Raw genomic sequence first — 14730 nt, 5'->3', positions numbered from 1 at the left:
ACCTCTCTGCTTGCGGAGAGGTTTATTTTTTCTATATAGATAGATTATTTGAAAAAGCTTTCTTTTTTTATGTAGAAGAGAGCATCCGCGTGGCGTAGAAGCGGTCAGTGCCTATCTTTATCCCCTCTCATGTTAAAACACAACTAGAAGATAAGCATAAGTCTCTTTTTCTGTTCATAGCTGTTTATTAGATTAAGAGATACCGACTATATCAATCTATAAGGAGTGTCTATTATGCGTATTGGTACGAATGTTTTGAGTATGAATGCTAGGCAGTCGTTGTATGAGAATGAGAAGCGTATGAATGTGGCAATGGAGCATTTGGCGACTGGTAAGAAGTTAAACCATGCTTCTGATAATCCTGCAAATGTTGCGATTGTAACTCGTATGCATGCGAGAGCAAGTGGTATGCGCGTGGCGATTCGTAATAATGAGGATGCGATATCGATGCTTCGTACAGCGGAAGCTGCACTTCAAACTGTGACGAATGTTTTACAGCGTATGCGTGATGTAGCTATTCAATCTGCTAATGGTACAAATTCAAATAAAAACCGTGATTCACTAAATAAAGAGTTTCAATCTTTAACAGAACAAATTGGCTATATTGATGAGACGACTGAGTTTAATGATTTATCCGTATTTGACGGACAAAACCGTCCTGTTACGTTAGATGATATTGGTCATACAGTAAATGTAACGAAACATATCTCCCCTTCCCCTACACAACATGACATCAACATTTCAACAGAACAAGAAGCAAGAGCGGCGATTCGTAAAATTGAAGAGGCACTACAAAATGTATCACTCTACCGTGCCGATCTTGGTGCTATGATTAACCGTTTACAATTTAATATCGAAAATTTAAATAGCCAAAGTACAGCGTTAACAGATGCTGCCTCTCGAATTGAAGATGCGGATATGGCACAGGAAATGAGCGATTTTTTAAAATTTAAATTGTTAACCGAAGTTGCACTTAGTATGGTTTCACAAGCGAATCAAATTCCGCAAATGGTATATAAATTACTGCAATCATAATTGTCATTCCACTCTTTGAAACGATTCCATACAAAAGCAAAAGGGAAATACATATAAACTATGTACTTCCCTTTTATTTTGTACCCAATACTTTTATGGCGCTACGGTCATAACTTGTCCTCTACGGTCGATCCTTATTTTCATTTTTCCGTCTTGTGCGTTATATAGTCCTAATTTATTTAATTCTGTTTTACAATCTTGTACGAAAGTTGGTAATTTACGAATTTGATCGACGTCAGAACTTTTAATGAAATAAACTAACTGTTGCGTCATATCTTTCACATCTTGCACAAGTTCTTCTTTTTCTCGTTTTAATCGTTCATTTTCCGATCGTAGCGCTCTCAGTTCACTTTCCAGGTTACTTCTATTAGACTCTTCTTTAAAATGCCCTGCAGCCATGCTAGAAAGCTTATAAATACCTTCCATAAACTGATGCAGTTCATCCTCTTTTCTTTCACTATGTTGACTAATTGTCTCAAAGTTATCAACGATACCAGATATAACTGTTACGAGGCTTTTTTCACTCTCTTTATGCTGGATTTCCTCTTTTAATACTTGATTGTTTTCTTTTTTCATTTCAACGATTGTTTCTTTTACAGGTGTATATTTTCGTTTTCGTCCTGGTTTTTGTTTTTCAATATTTTCAAACGGTATTTCACGTTTTTTTAATTTGTAATACGTATTTTGTAATTGACTTTCTGTTTTCGGGAAAAGATTTAGTTCGTTTTTACTAACATATTTTGAAATATTAATAATGTTTAAACTGTGACGTTGGCAAAATTGATACACTTCATACAGTAACTCTAGTTCAGACTTGAGCCATGTGATCGTTGATTTTTCATATACTCGCATCCCGCCATGTTTTTCTATATCTATTTGAAATAATACCATTCTATTATGTAAATCAACTAGTTCTTCATATTTTACTTGGAATTGTTTTTCTATTTTTTTAAATTCCGCTTCTAGTTGCATATCGTTCATTTTATTATTTGACATGTTTTGTAAGAGACTTAATACATTGATTGCTGTGTGGTGATACATAATCTGTGCCACTCCCCCTCATCCTTTCACAATTCTCATCTGACTCCCATGTCTTTTTAGAAAATAGAAATTTTTTCATATCCATATTATAACATTTCGAAATTGTCTGTCAAATAATAAACATACAAAAATGTATAGAAAGTATAGAAATAGAAAAAGATTTTTTTATTCATATGCATAATTGCATATGAATCACTTTTAATTATATTATATGGTATTTAGAATGTAATTTCACCGAAAAAATTTGCGTTATCACGAAAAATTACTAAAATAATCCAAAGATATATTTTTATATTTTCAAATCAAAAATCTTCAAATAAAGATTCTTCATACATACAAACACAAACACTCCAAAAACGCTCTATCTTTCCACCTATACAGAGTATAAAACACTAAAAAGGAACTAACCAATACTACACATGGCTAGTTCCTTTCTCTCCACTAAAAGAATAGAGTTATAAGTAGAATCTACAAATCTTCAATTAAAACCTCACATCGCGTGTGGCTTAACCGCCACCACCACTCTCACTGCCCCACTTCTTCCACTTACCTAAAAAACCCGCTACATATCTCTGGTCTTAACATGGCATAGGACTCTATTAGGCACTAACCGCTGCCACACATGGCTAAAGCTTCTATTCAAGCAAAAAAGTGCTTTTAAAAATCTTTTACAACACTAACTTATCTACTAAGCCGATTAACTCTTGAATATCTGGCTTACTTACTTGCGCATTTGCTCCGACAGCTTCGCCTTTATGGAATAATTCATTTGTAATTAAGGAAGAGAAAATAACGACTGGTAAACGATTCATAATTTCACTATCTTTAATTACTTTCGTTAAATGGTGTCCATCCATTTTCGGCATTTCAATATCCGTAATTAACAGGTGAATATGTTCAAACATTTTTTCTCCTTGCTCTTTCGCTAGCTTTTCAATTTGCGCTAACGCTTCTGCACCATTGCTGAAGAAGTTCATTTTCGTATATCCAGCTGATGATAATGTTTCTTCTAATATTTGACGAAGCATTGCTGAATCTTCCGCAATATAAATAATTTTTTCACCGCGATCTGTTTTTTGTTCTAATTTTGAAAGTGATTTATTATCATAACCAGTACCGCTAATTTCACATACAATTTTCTCGTAATCTAATAGTAAGATGATTTTTCCATCTAGTTTTACAATACCAGATGTCGTTTCTTCCAGTCCCATAGATAATGAAGCTGGTTCATCAATTTGCTCCCAAGAAATACGTTGAATACGATGCACTTCATCAACACGGAAAATCACTTTCATTTGGTTTAATTCTGAAATGATAAATTTCGTTTGATCAAGTGGCTTTGTCGATTTTAAATTAAGAGCTGTCGCTAAGTTAATAACTGGTAAAATTTCACCACGTACTTGAACAACACCTTCAACTGCATGATGAGATTCTGGCACAGTTGTAACAGGGAATGGATTAATGATTTCACGTACTTTCATTACGTTAATACTAAATAGGTTTTCACCAACTGTATATGTAACAATCTCTAATTCATTTGTTCCGCTTTCTAATAAAATACTTTGTGCTTGTGACATAAAGGTGTCGCTCCCCTTTCATTATTTCCGTATATCTAATTATTAAGCTTTATTAAAACGAAAAAGTCAACTACCTATATAAAAAATATAGATAGTCGAACAATTCATTTCTTTATTTGAAAAGACAATTACTCTTGTATAAACGAAGCAAGTGCTTCTAATAACACTTCTTGCGCTCCTACAATTTCTGTCGGCATCGCTTCCCATTTTTTCGAAAGCTCTGTTTCTACTCTTATTCTTAACTCTGCATTCATTACTTCTAGCACATATTCTTTCGTTGCTATATCAACATCCAGTAGCGCAAGTGCATATAGTTCCGGATCATTTATTTTTTCAAATAATCGTTTTAATACTGCCGGCGCTATATGTTTTAATTTTTCAATATGAATCTCTTTATCCGAAAATAGCAACTCATATTGAATGAATGTAACATTTTCTTTCATCACTTTAAAATAGCAATTATTTTTTTTATCATTTACAAAATAACCGTTCGGATCTGCAATAATACTCTCTACTTTACGAATTAAATCTGGCAAACTACTCGCCGTCATGACAGTCCGCTGCTCAACCTCACTCGGCGAAATGAATGTAACGCGATACTTATTCTGCGCCATCCTCTTCACCTCTCCTTTTATAGAAATCTATCGCCACAAATAAACTTATTAATCCACCAAACAGGTTAAGACCACAAGCATTATTCATACTACACTTCGCTTAAATCTATTTAAACTACCCTAGTAACTCTACATATCTCTGGTCTTAAACAACGGTCGAGCACCACATAAGCCCCGACCGCTACCACAACCGCCAGACCCTCTCTCAAAACCTAAAAAAGAATTTTAAGAGCTTTTCCAACTTCACTTACCTCTTCTTCAACTAACCTTACGACTCTACATATCTCTGGTCTTAAAACACCGGTCGAGACTCTATTAGGCACTGACCGCTACCACATAACGCCAGGTCCTCTCTCAAAATCTAAAAAAGAGCTTTTAAAATCTTTTCAACTACACTTCGCTTACATCCTCTTCAACTACCCTAGCAACTCTACATATCTCCAGTCTTAAACAACAGTCGAGCATCTATTAGGCACTAACCGCCACCACACATCGCCAGGTCCTCTCTCAAAACCTAAAAAAGAGCTTTTAAGAACTTTTTAAGATCTTTTCAGTAACTCGATGTTATTGAACCAAAATGCTATCTGCTGATCCGCAATATCCGGCAACGTAACAAAAAACTCACGGCACTTCATTTCATCTTTAAACAGTTGATACTTCCACTCACCTTCACTACCAACACTTACGAAATAAAATTCGTGAATACGGCCAATGATTGCTTGTTTTTCACCAAATGAATAGGGAGGCACTTGCTTAATTTCAAATTGATCTGGTAAATATACATGCTCTTCTCGTTCCATTTTTAACACTTGCTCAGCAAGGTCACGTTTATTTTCGAAAAAAGGCAATTGTAAAATTCGCTCTTGTCTTGTCATACGAATGAAAAACCCTTTCTACTACATTACAATTTTTCTTTATTATATATTATCGAATTAAGTTTACAACTTCATTTAATACTTCATCTGACACTTTAATTACTTTCGCATTTCCTTGGAATCCACGTTGGTATAACATTAAGTCAACGAATTCTACAGATAAATCTACGTTTGCACCTTCTTGTGCAGCACCACGTATTTTACCTGCACCGTTTTGACCAGATGCACCAAGTGCTAAAATACCAGTTGTATTCGTCGCTGTATAGTTACCGTTACCTGTTTTCATGAGTCCGCCTTCGTTCGGGAACATCGCAACAGCTAATTGACCAGCAGCTTTCATACTTCCATCAGAATATTTTACCATCACATATCCACCATCAGCAATGAAGCAATCTTTAACAGTCGCCGCTGCTCTACCATCTACGCCTGTTACTGATAATGTTTTATCTGTCGGATGATTCGTTAAATTACTTAAGTCTAGTTTTATATTGCCGCCATTAAATGGAATATTAGCTGCTTGCTCTTTCGGACTGGGATTTCCAACAGCATCAAATGTCATATTACCGCCTGCACCTTGAACATCCTTAAACTCTTCTTTTTTTGAATCATTGCGCATCTGTACTTTATATGAATAATTATGTTCACTCGTTTGTGTAAACTCCACACGCATCGTCCAAGTGTTACCAGCATTATCATATATAGGTATCTCTTGTGATATTGCTTTTGCATCAGCTGGAATATTCCCTCCAACTACTCCTTTTGATGTTCGAATACCACCAATTGCAGTTCCCATTGGAATTTGTAACGGTCCTGGAATACCAGATAAATCAACTTCACCAGTTGCTTCATTTGCAGGGTATGCAAATACGTATTGTCCTTCTGTATTCGTAATATAGTAATCTGAAGATATCCCGAATGTACCTTTTCGAGTAAATTCCATATTACCGCCTTTTGAATCACCTACTACGAAGAAACCATTCCCTTCCATTGCTGCTTGTGTTTTTCCACCAGTTAGCGTAATGGTACCATCACTATAATCTGTAACTGTACCGCTCATTTTCACACCGTTACCGATACTTTTCGGATTCGTTCCTGCGTAATTACCATCACCTTTTGCACCAATTGAGTTATTATATAGTAAATCATCGAACATTGCTTTTTGTTTTTTATAACCTACTGTTTGTGCATTGGCAATATTATTTGAAGTTACACTTAATGCATTTTGTGTTGCATTCATTCCTGTAATACTTGTATATAACGCTTTAATCATAACGTATGGACACTCCTTATGAATTTGTAGTTTTTTCTTCTTCCGTTACTTTTTGATCGTCTTTCTTCGCATCTTCTGGATTCGTGTCTCCAATTGGCTTATCAGACACTCTCTCAACGAAACGAAGGGATACAACTTTATTATCAATAACGAGCTGTACCTCATTATTTTCTGCGAGGCGAACTGTTTCTACTTGACCAGTGACTTTTTTACCATCACCGTCAACACCTCTTACGTATTTCCCTAAAAACTTCATTCCACCATCAAGCGCTGTTGAATACATTGTTGATTGCAGTTTATCTACCGCTTTCGTCATATTCTGTACTTGTTCCATAAGAGATAATTGTGCTGTCTGATTCATCATTTGATTCATATCCATCGCATTAAATGGATCTTGATGTTGAAAGCTCGCTAAAAATAATTTTAGAAAATCATCTTTCCCCATTACACCAGGAGTCTTTTGTTCTCCTGCTGATACTCCATTCATTTGCCCTACTGCCGGTTGTGCACCGTTAACAGATGCGTTCCTATTCTGCGCTCCTGCTTGTAATGGAATATGGTTTGTACTCGTTGTATTTAATCCAACTGTTGGCACGCTTTATTCCTCCAATAATCCCGCAAATTCTTTTGATTCTTGTTTCTCATGTTTCGGACTTGCTAATTTTTGTTTTTGCCTTTGTTCGTGTTCTCGCTGCTCTTTACGATTTTCATCTTTATCTGCATAGCTAATTTGAATGTTGATTTCTTTTTCTTTTAACTTCAATCTCAATTCATCAAAAATGATTTCCACACGTTTTTTCGCATCATGTTTTTCCATTTCTACGTGAACATCAATTTGATCTCCATGTTTTTTCATAAACACTGTTAATGTACCAAGTTTTTCTGGATTCAACTGAAATAACACACGTTCTTGTTTCACTACAAACTTTTGCAATGCTTCTACTTGTGCTTCCATTTTCTTTCCTAAGTCAGGCAATGAAACTTTCTCAGCCCCACTATTGGATTTTCCTATTTGATCGGTACTCGTCGCTTTATTTAATAACTCCGCACCAGCAGAATTCGAATCGTTAAATACATCACCTTCTGGCAACTCTACCTTGACATCTTCACTTTCAGCTTTCGGAAGATCTCCATCTAAGTCTTTAGGCTCTTCTTGTTTTTTTGCAATATTACAAGTTTCTGTTTCTACTACTTTCAATACTTGCATCATTTGCTCTGGCATCTTCACTTTGTCTAAAACCATTTGCATTGTATCTTCTAAACATATAGCATTTTTGATATTCATATTGGAAAGAAGTTCTTGTAATTGTTGTAATTCACCTGCAGGTAATTCGTTAAGTTTTATATTTCCATATTCTTTATATAGCTCTTGTATTTTTTGTATGTATTGATATAACAATTCTGGCTGCACACGTAATTGCTCAATTGCAACCATTTGCTCAGATACAGCTAACAATAACTGTTCTGTCTCTTTTTTTTCTTCTTTCTTTACACTTGGCTCTTCTTTCGTTTCCGGTTTTTTAGAAAGAATGTTTTCTTTTCTATCTTCTGGTGCATCTTCTCGCTTTGTTTTCTCCGTTTTCGGCTGCTTTGTATTTTCCATTCTCATCGCATGATCAAATGAAGAATCTTCACTTTTAGATTGTACTTCTAGCCCTTTTTCTTTTTGCGGAGGTAAACTTTGTTGCACCGGTAATACAGACTGTATCACTACATTCACCTCATCCATTCATACACATTTTCAAATCAAGAAGCATTTTTTCTTCCTGCTTTTCTCGTATTTTCGCAAGCTTTCTACAATCTTCTTGATACATCTCATCAATGACACGTTCTTTTTCTTTTACTTGTTCTAAAAGGCTTTCATTTTTTCGAATAAAATCTTCTGTTTTTTTAATTTTCCGATTCCATTCTTCTATTCTTTCAGGTGAAAACGTATGTGACGAAAGCATGCCAGCCATTATACGTTGCCCAGCTTGTACGACTTTACTACGCGATTTTACAACATATAAATCATATTCTTTTTTTTGTTCTATTTTTCTTTTTTCAGCTGTTAATTCATACACTTCTTTCAAGATCTGTTCTTTTTCTTGATTTATTTGCAATTTGATCGTGTCGTACTGCTGCTTATCCACCTGTTTTCATAGCCCCTTCCTATTATAACGTTCTCTTTTTCTATTATATAGTTTTTTTCCAAAAAAATCTGTGAAATATTAAAAAACAAAAAAATAAGACCTGCGAAGCGCAAGGTCTTATACTATATGGTGCATTGCTTCAACGATATCGGTAAATTGGAAACTATCAGATCGACCTTGTTTTAAAAACGTATTTATACCTTCTACTTTATTTTTACATTCAAAAATATAAGCATTTTCTTCATTTTCTTGAATCGTTCCTAATTTAAAATACAATTCATTTTCTTTATAAATAGATAAAATTTTTCTCATTTCATTTGCAAGTTGCCAATGAGTTGGTGACACGATTTCTTCCATAATCCTACTTACTGAGTCTAGTACGGAAATAGCAGGATAATGGCTGAGCGTTGCAAGTTCACGTTTTAATACAATATGTCCATCTAAAATACCACGTGCTAAATCTGGTACAGGACCGTTTAAATCGTCTCCATCAACGAGTACAGTGTAAATACCCGTTATAGACCCCTTTTGTGTTTTCCCAGATCGCTCTAACAGCTTCTTCATATAACTTTCCATTAAAAGTGTTTTACCACCAATCGGTAACTCTTTAACAGCAATATCAACACTTCTACGCGCATCAGCAAAACGAGTAACAGAGTCCATCATAAGTAGTACGTTATTGCCTTCGTCTCGGAAGTATTCAGCAATAGATGTCGCAAGCTTAGCAGCGCGAAGTTGCATAAGGTGACTTTCATCTGACGTCGCTACGACAACGATGCTTTTCCTCATACCTTCCTCGCCTAATTCTTTTCGAATAAAGTCTTTTACTTCTCGGCCACGTTCTCCTACTAAACTAATAACATTTATATCCGCTTTTGCATTTTTCGCAATCATGCCGAGTAAAGTAGATTTACCTACACCTGACCCAGCGAAAATACCAATCTTTTGACCGATACCAATTGTTAACATGGAATCAATAGATTTAATTCCCGTTTCAAATACGTCAGTAATCTCTTCACGTTCAAACGCATGAATAGGCGGAGCATCTAGTTTTATTTTTTGCAGCGGAATGTTTTCAGCGTTCTCATTTAACACTTCGCCATTTGCACTTAACACTTTTCCGAGTAAATGATTACCACGAGGTATAACAACATCTTCTGCAATTAATGTAACGGAATCTCCGTAACATACTTTTTCTGTCTGTTCAAACGGGAGTAACATATTGTTCTCTTTTTCAATTGCAATTACTTCACATAAGACGTTATGTTCTCCAACGAGACAAACATCACCGATTTTCGCCTTCGGTCCCTTCGCTACGAAAAACTGCTCTTGCACACTATGAACTTTACCGACTTTCGTATAAAACGGTGTTTCAATAAATGTATTCCATTTTTGGTTTTCATTCATTAATAGTCGATTCATACATTTTGCTCCTCAAATAACTTCTCTTCTTCCCATTTTTGGCGAAGTTTCGCAAATATAGGTGCAAACTTAAATTCAAAGAACTCTTTCTCCTCTTCTAGAACAAATTCACCGAACTGTAAGGAGAAATCATATTTCCATTCTACTAATTGTAGCAACCAATATTCTTTCGTATTTTCCTTCTCTTCTTGAATTCGTTCAAAAGTTTCTGGATGTACGGTAATAACTAGTTTTTCAAACGAAGTAGGTAACGTTTGCACGATGCCAGTTAAAATAGGTAACACATCAAGCAATCTAGCATCTACTGCTTGATTCACAATTTTTTCTGCTAGTTGGAAAGATTGATCCCATAATAATTCTGTCCATTCGTATGCAGTTTCTTGTTGCTCTTTTTGAAACTGCTGACGTGCCGATTCTATTTCTTTCATCTGCTGCTGAACGTGCATTTGAAATTGTTCTTGATCATGTAATAGCTGCTGACGCTCTCGTTCTAATATTTGCTGCTCTTGCCTTAGCTGATTTAGTTCAACATGTAACGATTGTTGTTGCGCAAGAAGTTCTTCATGATCTACTTGTATTTCTTCTACGTGAACTGGTATTGGTTTTGGAAATTGTAATTCATACGTTTCTTCAGAAAAAGAAACAGAATTCTTCGGAATTCTGTTTTTAAATAAGGACATCATCTTCACCTCTTTGAACGATAATTCTTCCTTCTTTCTCTAGCTTTTTCACCGTACCTGTAATCGTTTGCTGCGCTTTCTCAGCATCTGTCATCTTAAGTGGCCCTAAGCCATCTAATTCTTCCAGAATCATCTCTTTACGGTTTGAAGACATACATGTAAATAATTTCTCTTTAATTTCTTCTTTTGCAATTTTAAGCGCTTTTGCAATGACACCGTTATCCGTAATTTCCTCTAACACACGGCGAAGCGCAAGATCTTCAAGACCAAGTAAGTCTTCAAAGACAAACATATTTTCTTTAATTCTCTCAGATAACTCATAATCAACTTCATCCAGCTTTTGAAAGACTGTTTTTTCAACGCCTCGTGAAACGTTATTTAAAATGTTCACAATTGTTTTTAAGCCGTCTGTTTTATTGATGGCACTAAATGCCATATTATTTAATTTCGCTTTTAATAGCTCACCAATTTGATTAATGAGTTCACCGTCAACTTGTTCTAGTTTCGCAATACCCATTACCGTTTCTACTCGCTTATGATCTGGCAATCTCTCAATTAATTGAGAAGCAAGTTGCGGTTTAATGTAAGAAGCGATAATTGCAATTGTTTGTGGTGATTCATCATTAAGCACTGTAAGAAGTGGCTCTAAATCTGTCAGTGAATTTAAGAATTCAAATGGATTATCTTTGTTGTACCAAAGGTCTTCCAATAATTTTTCAAGCTCGTCTTCTGGCATATTTTTAAATATGCGACGAATGTACTCTTTATCTGGAGTGACTAAGTTCAATTCTTTTACATTTAGTTCATATAAGAACTCCCCTAGTACATTCTCTAACGTTTCTGGTTTATATACACGAAACTTCGCGATTTCACGAAGCAACACTTCTTTTTCCTCAGCCGTCATATATTCAATGACTTTTGCTGCCACCTCTTCATCTAATGTACGAATGAGGATGGCAGCTTTTTCTTTGGAGGAGATTTCATCTAACATCGTTGTTCCTCCCTTACTGTCCGTTTAACCATTTTTTAATTACTTTTGCAGTACCTTCTACATGTTCTTTCGTAGCATCCTGCACTTGTTCATCTAACGTTGGTTCTTTCGGTTCTTCCGGCTCAGGTTTTGGCTCTGGTACTATTTTCTCTTCCGGAATTTCCATAATACTTTCACTACTTGCAGCAACTTCCTCTTCTGCTAAGTATTCTTCATATTCCTCTTCTTCTTTCTTTCTCTTACGTCTTGCTAAGAAGAACCATATTAGACCAAAGAGCGCTAATAAGCCACCTGTAATACCACCGAATAACCACCAGTTTATACCACTTTCTTCTGGCTCTTTCTTCTTCTCTTCTTTCGGCTGATCAAACTGAACAGTTACAACGTTAACTTGACCATTTGTAAAGTTTCCATTCGGGTCAGCTTGAAGCCCAGCAGCTGTGCCGATCGCTTCTTTGAAAGTTGTCATATCAATTCTTCGTTTTACTAACGTATCATTATCTACCCATACAACAACATTTGTTTTCGTTAACTCTGGGTGTTTCTTAATCGTTTCAACTGTTTTATCTATTTCATAGTTTTCGATTTTGTTACCGTTTTTATTATCGTAGACGATTTTGCCATTTTGATTATTGTTCGTACCGTAGTTCGGCACTTCGCCGTTCGCTGTAATACCAGCACCTTGCTTCGTATCTGCACCTTCTTGCGCAGTAGAGCTTTCCTCTTGCTCTTGTTTACTACGAAGTACACCTTTATCACCATATTTTTCAGACTGACGTGTAACTTCATCGTAGTTTACAGATACTTTCGTATTCACTTTATATTCATTCGGCTTAAACATCGTCATTAATGTTGCATCGATATCTTGCTTTAATTTACCTTCAATTTGGTGCTGCATCTCTACTTCTTTCTCATAAGAAGAGGAACTAGTAGCATGTGCTTCATCTGCCCCTTTTGAGATAACACCTTTTTTACTATCAATCACACTTACTTCTTCTGCTTTTACACCAGGGACTGCTGCACTGATCATTTGCTGTATACCCGCAACTTGATCAGCCGTTAATAGTTGACCACGCTTTACACCAACCGTAATTGCAGCTGTTCCTTTTGCTTTTTCTTCATCAAAAATTGTCTCTTTTTCAGGTAATGTAATTTGAACATTTGCCGTTTCAACTGTCGCAAAGTTTCTTACAATGTCTTGCTCTAATTGCTTTTTCGTACCGACAATTTGCTTCATTTTTTTATCTTGCTCACTTGAACCGAGCGAGCTTTCTAATAAAATTTCCTCACCGCTTTTTGAGTTAAACGGTAAGCCCATTCCATTCATTTCTTTTCGAACCCATGGAGCATCATTCTTTTGCACACGAATCGAACCATCGGCTGCTAATTGGTAATCGACACCTAGCTTCGATAATTCTGCTGTAATCTCTTGCTTATCTGCATCATTTAAATTTTGATATACAACAACATATTTATCTGGCAAGGTGAAGTATAAAAGTGCTCCTGTTACAATTGCTAAAAGCGCAGCACCAATGACTAACTTATGCCACGTTTTTAACGATTGGAAAACATTTTTTAACTTTTCCATTTAAACACACCCGTCCATTTTTCTAAATTTGCATATTAATTAGTGACTTATAATTTTCAATAAGATTATCACGTACGAGAGCAGCCGTTTTCATTTGAGACTCAGCCTTCTTTTGCTGAATTAAAACGTCATGTGTTTCTCCTACTCCTTTTGTTAATAAATCATATACAGCTGTTTGCGCATTGTTTTGTGTTTGATTCATATCTTCCAATAAATCGATAAACTTCTTCCCCTCGACTACAGATGTTTGTGTATTTTTCGGTGCACCAATTGACTGAATCGCGCCAAATGGCTGTGTATGTAACATTGGTTGGATTTTCATCTTCCCATATTCCCCCTTTATCCTCGGCCGATTTCTAAATCTTTATCCAGCATTTTTTTATTCGCATTTAATACACTTGTATTTGCTTCGTACATTTTTTGAGCAACCATTACATTCGTCATTTCAGCAGTCACATCAACATTCGGATACCGCACATATCCTTCTTCATTTGCATGCGGATGTGTCGGATCATACACTAAGTTTTCAGTTTTGTCTGCCTCAATACTTTTTATTTTCACCCCGTTAGTCGGCGCACTGTCTAACATATTCGCAAAACTATTATTTGATTCAAGCACTACACTACGGCGCTCATACAAATTTGCCCCCGGAGCTGCCGTTGTATTGGCATTTACAATATTATTTGAAGTAACTTCCATCCATTTTCTCGCTGTTGTTAGCCCTGATCCACTTGCATTAATTGCCTGAAACATCGTTGTCTCTCCTTCTACTATTAACGTCCGCGAGCTGCTTGGTTAATTGCATATTGTGTATTAATTGCGTTAATTGAAATCCCATACAATTGGTTTGCTTTCATTAAATCTAGCATTTCTGTCGTTACATCCACACTATTTCCATCTTTATTCGTTTGCATTGACTTCGTTTGAATCTTTGCATATGTGTTTTTCGTATTTACCGTCGGTAAGTGCATTTCATTCGTTTGATATAAATCTGCATTAGTTTTTAAATCCGCAGTATTACTCTTATATAATGCACTACTTTTATTCATTTGCTCAGCAAATGTAACGTCTTGTGCTTTATAGCCAGGTGTATTCGCATTTGCAATATTACTAGAAACAGTATTTCGTTTCGTCACTAAATAATTCATATAATGGCTTACATCAGTCACTAAATCTGGCATACTCCACACCCTTCCTTTTTAACTTATCATTTTGGCATAATAATCCACTGATGGAAGTTTCACTTCATTATTTAATTTCTTATATGTATTTATTAAAATATTAACTATTATGTACCCTTACATATTTTATTCCATTTTTACATTGTTGTCTTTAGAAAAATACAAAAATATAAAAAAGAATACAAAAAAACTGTATACGCGTAGTAATCTATATAATATTTCAACATATTTACGACTAGCCGCAGATTATTTTTACATTATTTAGATTACTTTTATTTTTTACAGTCATAAAATGAAACCTCAATCAGCGGAATTCTTTATTTA

16 protein-coding genes are annotated in these 14730 nt (G+C 35.4%); 1 reads left to right on the top strand and 15 read right to left on the bottom strand.

The annotated features are described in order from the left end of the window. The first annotated feature begins 234 nt into the window (after nucleotides 1-234). Complete coding sequence (locus FH036_RS12475) at nucleotides 235-1035, top strand: flagellin N-terminal helical domain-containing protein (RefSeq protein WP_139895800.1); 801 nt, start codon at nucleotides 235-237, stop codon at nucleotides 1033-1035. Nucleotides 1036-1128: 93 nt separating this feature from the next. Here FH036_RS12475 and FH036_RS12470 read toward each other — a convergent pair whose 3' ends face one another. The 15 genes from FH036_RS12470 to flgB all read right to left on the bottom strand — a co-directional run bounded on the left by FH036_RS12470 (nucleotide 1129) and on the right by flgB (nucleotide 14406). Beyond that, a complete protein-coding gene (locus FH036_RS12470; RefSeq protein WP_000274721.1) occupies nucleotides 1129-2076 on the bottom strand; it encodes a DNA-binding domain-containing protein in 948 nt (315 codons plus the stop codon). Nucleotides 2077-2744: 668 nt separating this feature from the next. After that, nucleotides 2745-3653, bottom strand: coding sequence for a chemotaxis protein (locus FH036_RS12465; RefSeq protein WP_000075951.1), 909 nt, complete (start codon nucleotides 3651-3653; stop codon nucleotides 2745-2747). Nucleotides 3654-3781: 128 nt separating this feature from the next. Then, complete coding sequence (locus FH036_RS12460; protein ID WP_000068333.1) at nucleotides 3782-4267, bottom strand: hypothetical protein; 486 nt, start codon at nucleotides 4265-4267, stop codon at nucleotides 3782-3784. Between the two features lie 539 nt (nucleotides 4268-4806). Next, nucleotides 4807-5142 carry a DUF3964 family protein gene (locus tag FH036_RS12455; protein ID WP_000198164.1) on the bottom strand — a complete coding sequence of 112 codons (336 nt, stop codon included), beginning with the start codon at nucleotides 5140-5142 and terminating at the stop codon, nucleotides 4807-4809. A gap of 49 nt (nucleotides 5143-5191) precedes the next feature. Beyond that, nucleotides 5192-6412 carry a flagellar hook protein FlgE gene (locus tag FH036_RS12450; protein WP_139895799.1) on the bottom strand — a complete coding sequence of 407 codons (1221 nt, stop codon included), beginning with the start codon at nucleotides 6410-6412 and terminating at the stop codon, nucleotides 5192-5194. Nucleotides 6413-6428: 16 nt separating this feature from the next. Then, nucleotides 6429-7007, bottom strand: a complete 579-nt coding sequence (locus tag FH036_RS12445) for a flagellar hook assembly protein FlgD (protein WP_001143468.1) — start codon at nucleotides 7005-7007, stop codon at nucleotides 6429-6431. 3 nt (nucleotides 7008-7010) lie between these two features. Beyond that, complete coding sequence (locus FH036_RS12440; protein WP_014481623.1) at nucleotides 7011-8123, bottom strand: flagellar hook-length control protein FliK; 1113 nt, start codon at nucleotides 8121-8123, stop codon at nucleotides 7011-7013. 10 nt (nucleotides 8124-8133) lie between these two features. Beyond that, nucleotides 8134-8544 carry a hypothetical protein gene (locus FH036_RS12435; RefSeq protein ID WP_000360867.1) on the bottom strand — a complete coding sequence of 137 codons (411 nt, stop codon included), beginning with the start codon at nucleotides 8542-8544 and terminating at the stop codon, nucleotides 8134-8136. A 117-nt stretch (nucleotides 8545-8661) separates the two neighbouring features. Beyond that, nucleotides 8662-9966: a flagellar protein export ATPase FliI gene (locus FH036_RS12430; RefSeq protein WP_001080958.1), complete on the bottom strand. Its 1305-nt coding sequence runs from the start codon at nucleotides 9964-9966 to the stop codon at nucleotides 8662-8664. Next, nucleotides 9963-10646, bottom strand: coding sequence for a FliH/SctL family protein (locus tag FH036_RS12425; RefSeq protein ID WP_000051718.1), 684 nt, complete (start codon nucleotides 10644-10646; stop codon nucleotides 9963-9965). Before FH036_RS12425 ends, FH036_RS12430 begins: the two co-directional genes overlap by 4 nt. Continuing rightward, entirely contained in the window at nucleotides 10633-11637 is a 1005-nt protein-coding gene (gene fliG, locus FH036_RS12420; RefSeq protein WP_000883352.1) for a flagellar motor switch protein FliG, read from the bottom strand. The genes FH036_RS12425 and fliG overlap by 14 nt, the downstream gene beginning before the upstream one ends. A 13-nt stretch (nucleotides 11638-11650) precedes the next feature. Beyond that, nucleotides 11651-13225, bottom strand: coding sequence for a flagellar basal-body MS-ring/collar protein FliF (gene fliF / locus FH036_RS12415; protein ID WP_061184043.1), 1575 nt, complete (start codon nucleotides 13223-13225; stop codon nucleotides 11651-11653). Between the two features lie 22 nt (nucleotides 13226-13247). Then, nucleotides 13248-13547: a flagellar hook-basal body complex protein FliE gene (fliE, locus tag FH036_RS12410; RefSeq protein ID WP_000701666.1), complete on the bottom strand. Its 300-nt coding sequence runs from the start codon at nucleotides 13545-13547 to the stop codon at nucleotides 13248-13250. Between the two features lie 17 nt (nucleotides 13548-13564). After that, complete coding sequence (gene flgC, locus FH036_RS12405) at nucleotides 13565-13978, bottom strand: flagellar basal body rod protein FlgC (RefSeq protein ID WP_000484684.1); 414 nt, start codon at nucleotides 13976-13978, stop codon at nucleotides 13565-13567. A 20-nt stretch (nucleotides 13979-13998) separates the two neighbouring features. After that, entirely contained in the window at nucleotides 13999-14406 is a 408-nt protein-coding gene (flgB, locus tag FH036_RS12400) for a flagellar basal body rod protein FlgB (RefSeq protein WP_001113121.1), read from the bottom strand. Nucleotides 14407-14730 lie beyond the last annotated feature (324 nt).

Source organism: Bacillus sp. CD3-5, from assembly GCF_006349665.1.
GTDB lineage: Bacteria > Bacillota > Bacilli > Bacillales > Bacillaceae_G > Bacillus_A > Bacillus_A paranthracis.
Note: the sequence above shows the minus strand (reverse complement) of the source record. Positions and strands in the feature narration are given on the sequence as shown.

Bases quoted from the DNA above. Each gene is read 5' to 3' on its own strand.
- FH036_RS12465 (WP_000075951.1), bottom strand. From the start codon at position 3,653: ATGTCACAAGCACAAAGTATTTTATTAGAAAGCGGAACAAATGAATTA.
- FH036_RS12455 (WP_000198164.1), bottom strand. From the start codon at position 5,142: ATGACAAGACAAGAGCGAATTTTACAATTGCCTTTTTTCGAAAATAAA.
- FH036_RS12460 (WP_000068333.1), bottom strand. From the start codon at position 4,267: ATGGCGCAGAATAAGTATCGCGTTACATTCATTTCGCCGAGTGAGGTT.
- flgC (WP_000484684.1), bottom strand. From the start codon at position 13,978: ATGTTTCAGGCAATTAATGCAAGTGGATCAGGGCTAACAACAGCGAGA.
- FH036_RS12470 (WP_000274721.1), bottom strand. From the start codon at position 2,076: ATGTATCACCACACAGCAATCAATGTATTAAGTCTCTTACAAAACATG.
- FH036_RS12430 (WP_001080958.1), bottom strand. From the start codon at position 9,966: ATGAATCGACTATTAATGAATGAAAACCAAAAATGGAATACATTTATT.
- FH036_RS12475 (WP_139895800.1), top strand. From the start codon at position 235: ATGCGTATTGGTACGAATGTTTTGAGTATGAATGCTAGGCAGTCGTTG.
- fliF (WP_061184043.1), bottom strand. From the start codon at position 13,225: ATGGAAAAGTTAAAAAATGTTTTCCAATCGTTAAAAACGTGGCATAAG.
- FH036_RS12450 (WP_139895799.1), bottom strand. From the start codon at position 6,412: ATGATTAAAGCGTTATATACAAGTATTACAGGAATGAATGCAACACAA.
- FH036_RS12425 (WP_000051718.1), bottom strand. From the start codon at position 10,646: ATGTCCTTATTTAAAAACAGAATTCCGAAGAATTCTGTTTCTTTTTCT.
- fliE (WP_000701666.1), bottom strand. From the start codon at position 13,547: ATGAAAATCCAACCAATGTTACATACACAGCCATTTGGCGCGATTCAG.
- flgB (WP_001113121.1), bottom strand. From the start codon at position 14,406: ATGCCAGATTTAGTGACTGATGTAAGCCATTATATGAATTATTTAGTG.
- fliG (WP_000883352.1), bottom strand. From the start codon at position 11,637: ATGTTAGATGAAATCTCCTCCAAAGAAAAAGCTGCCATCCTCATTCGT.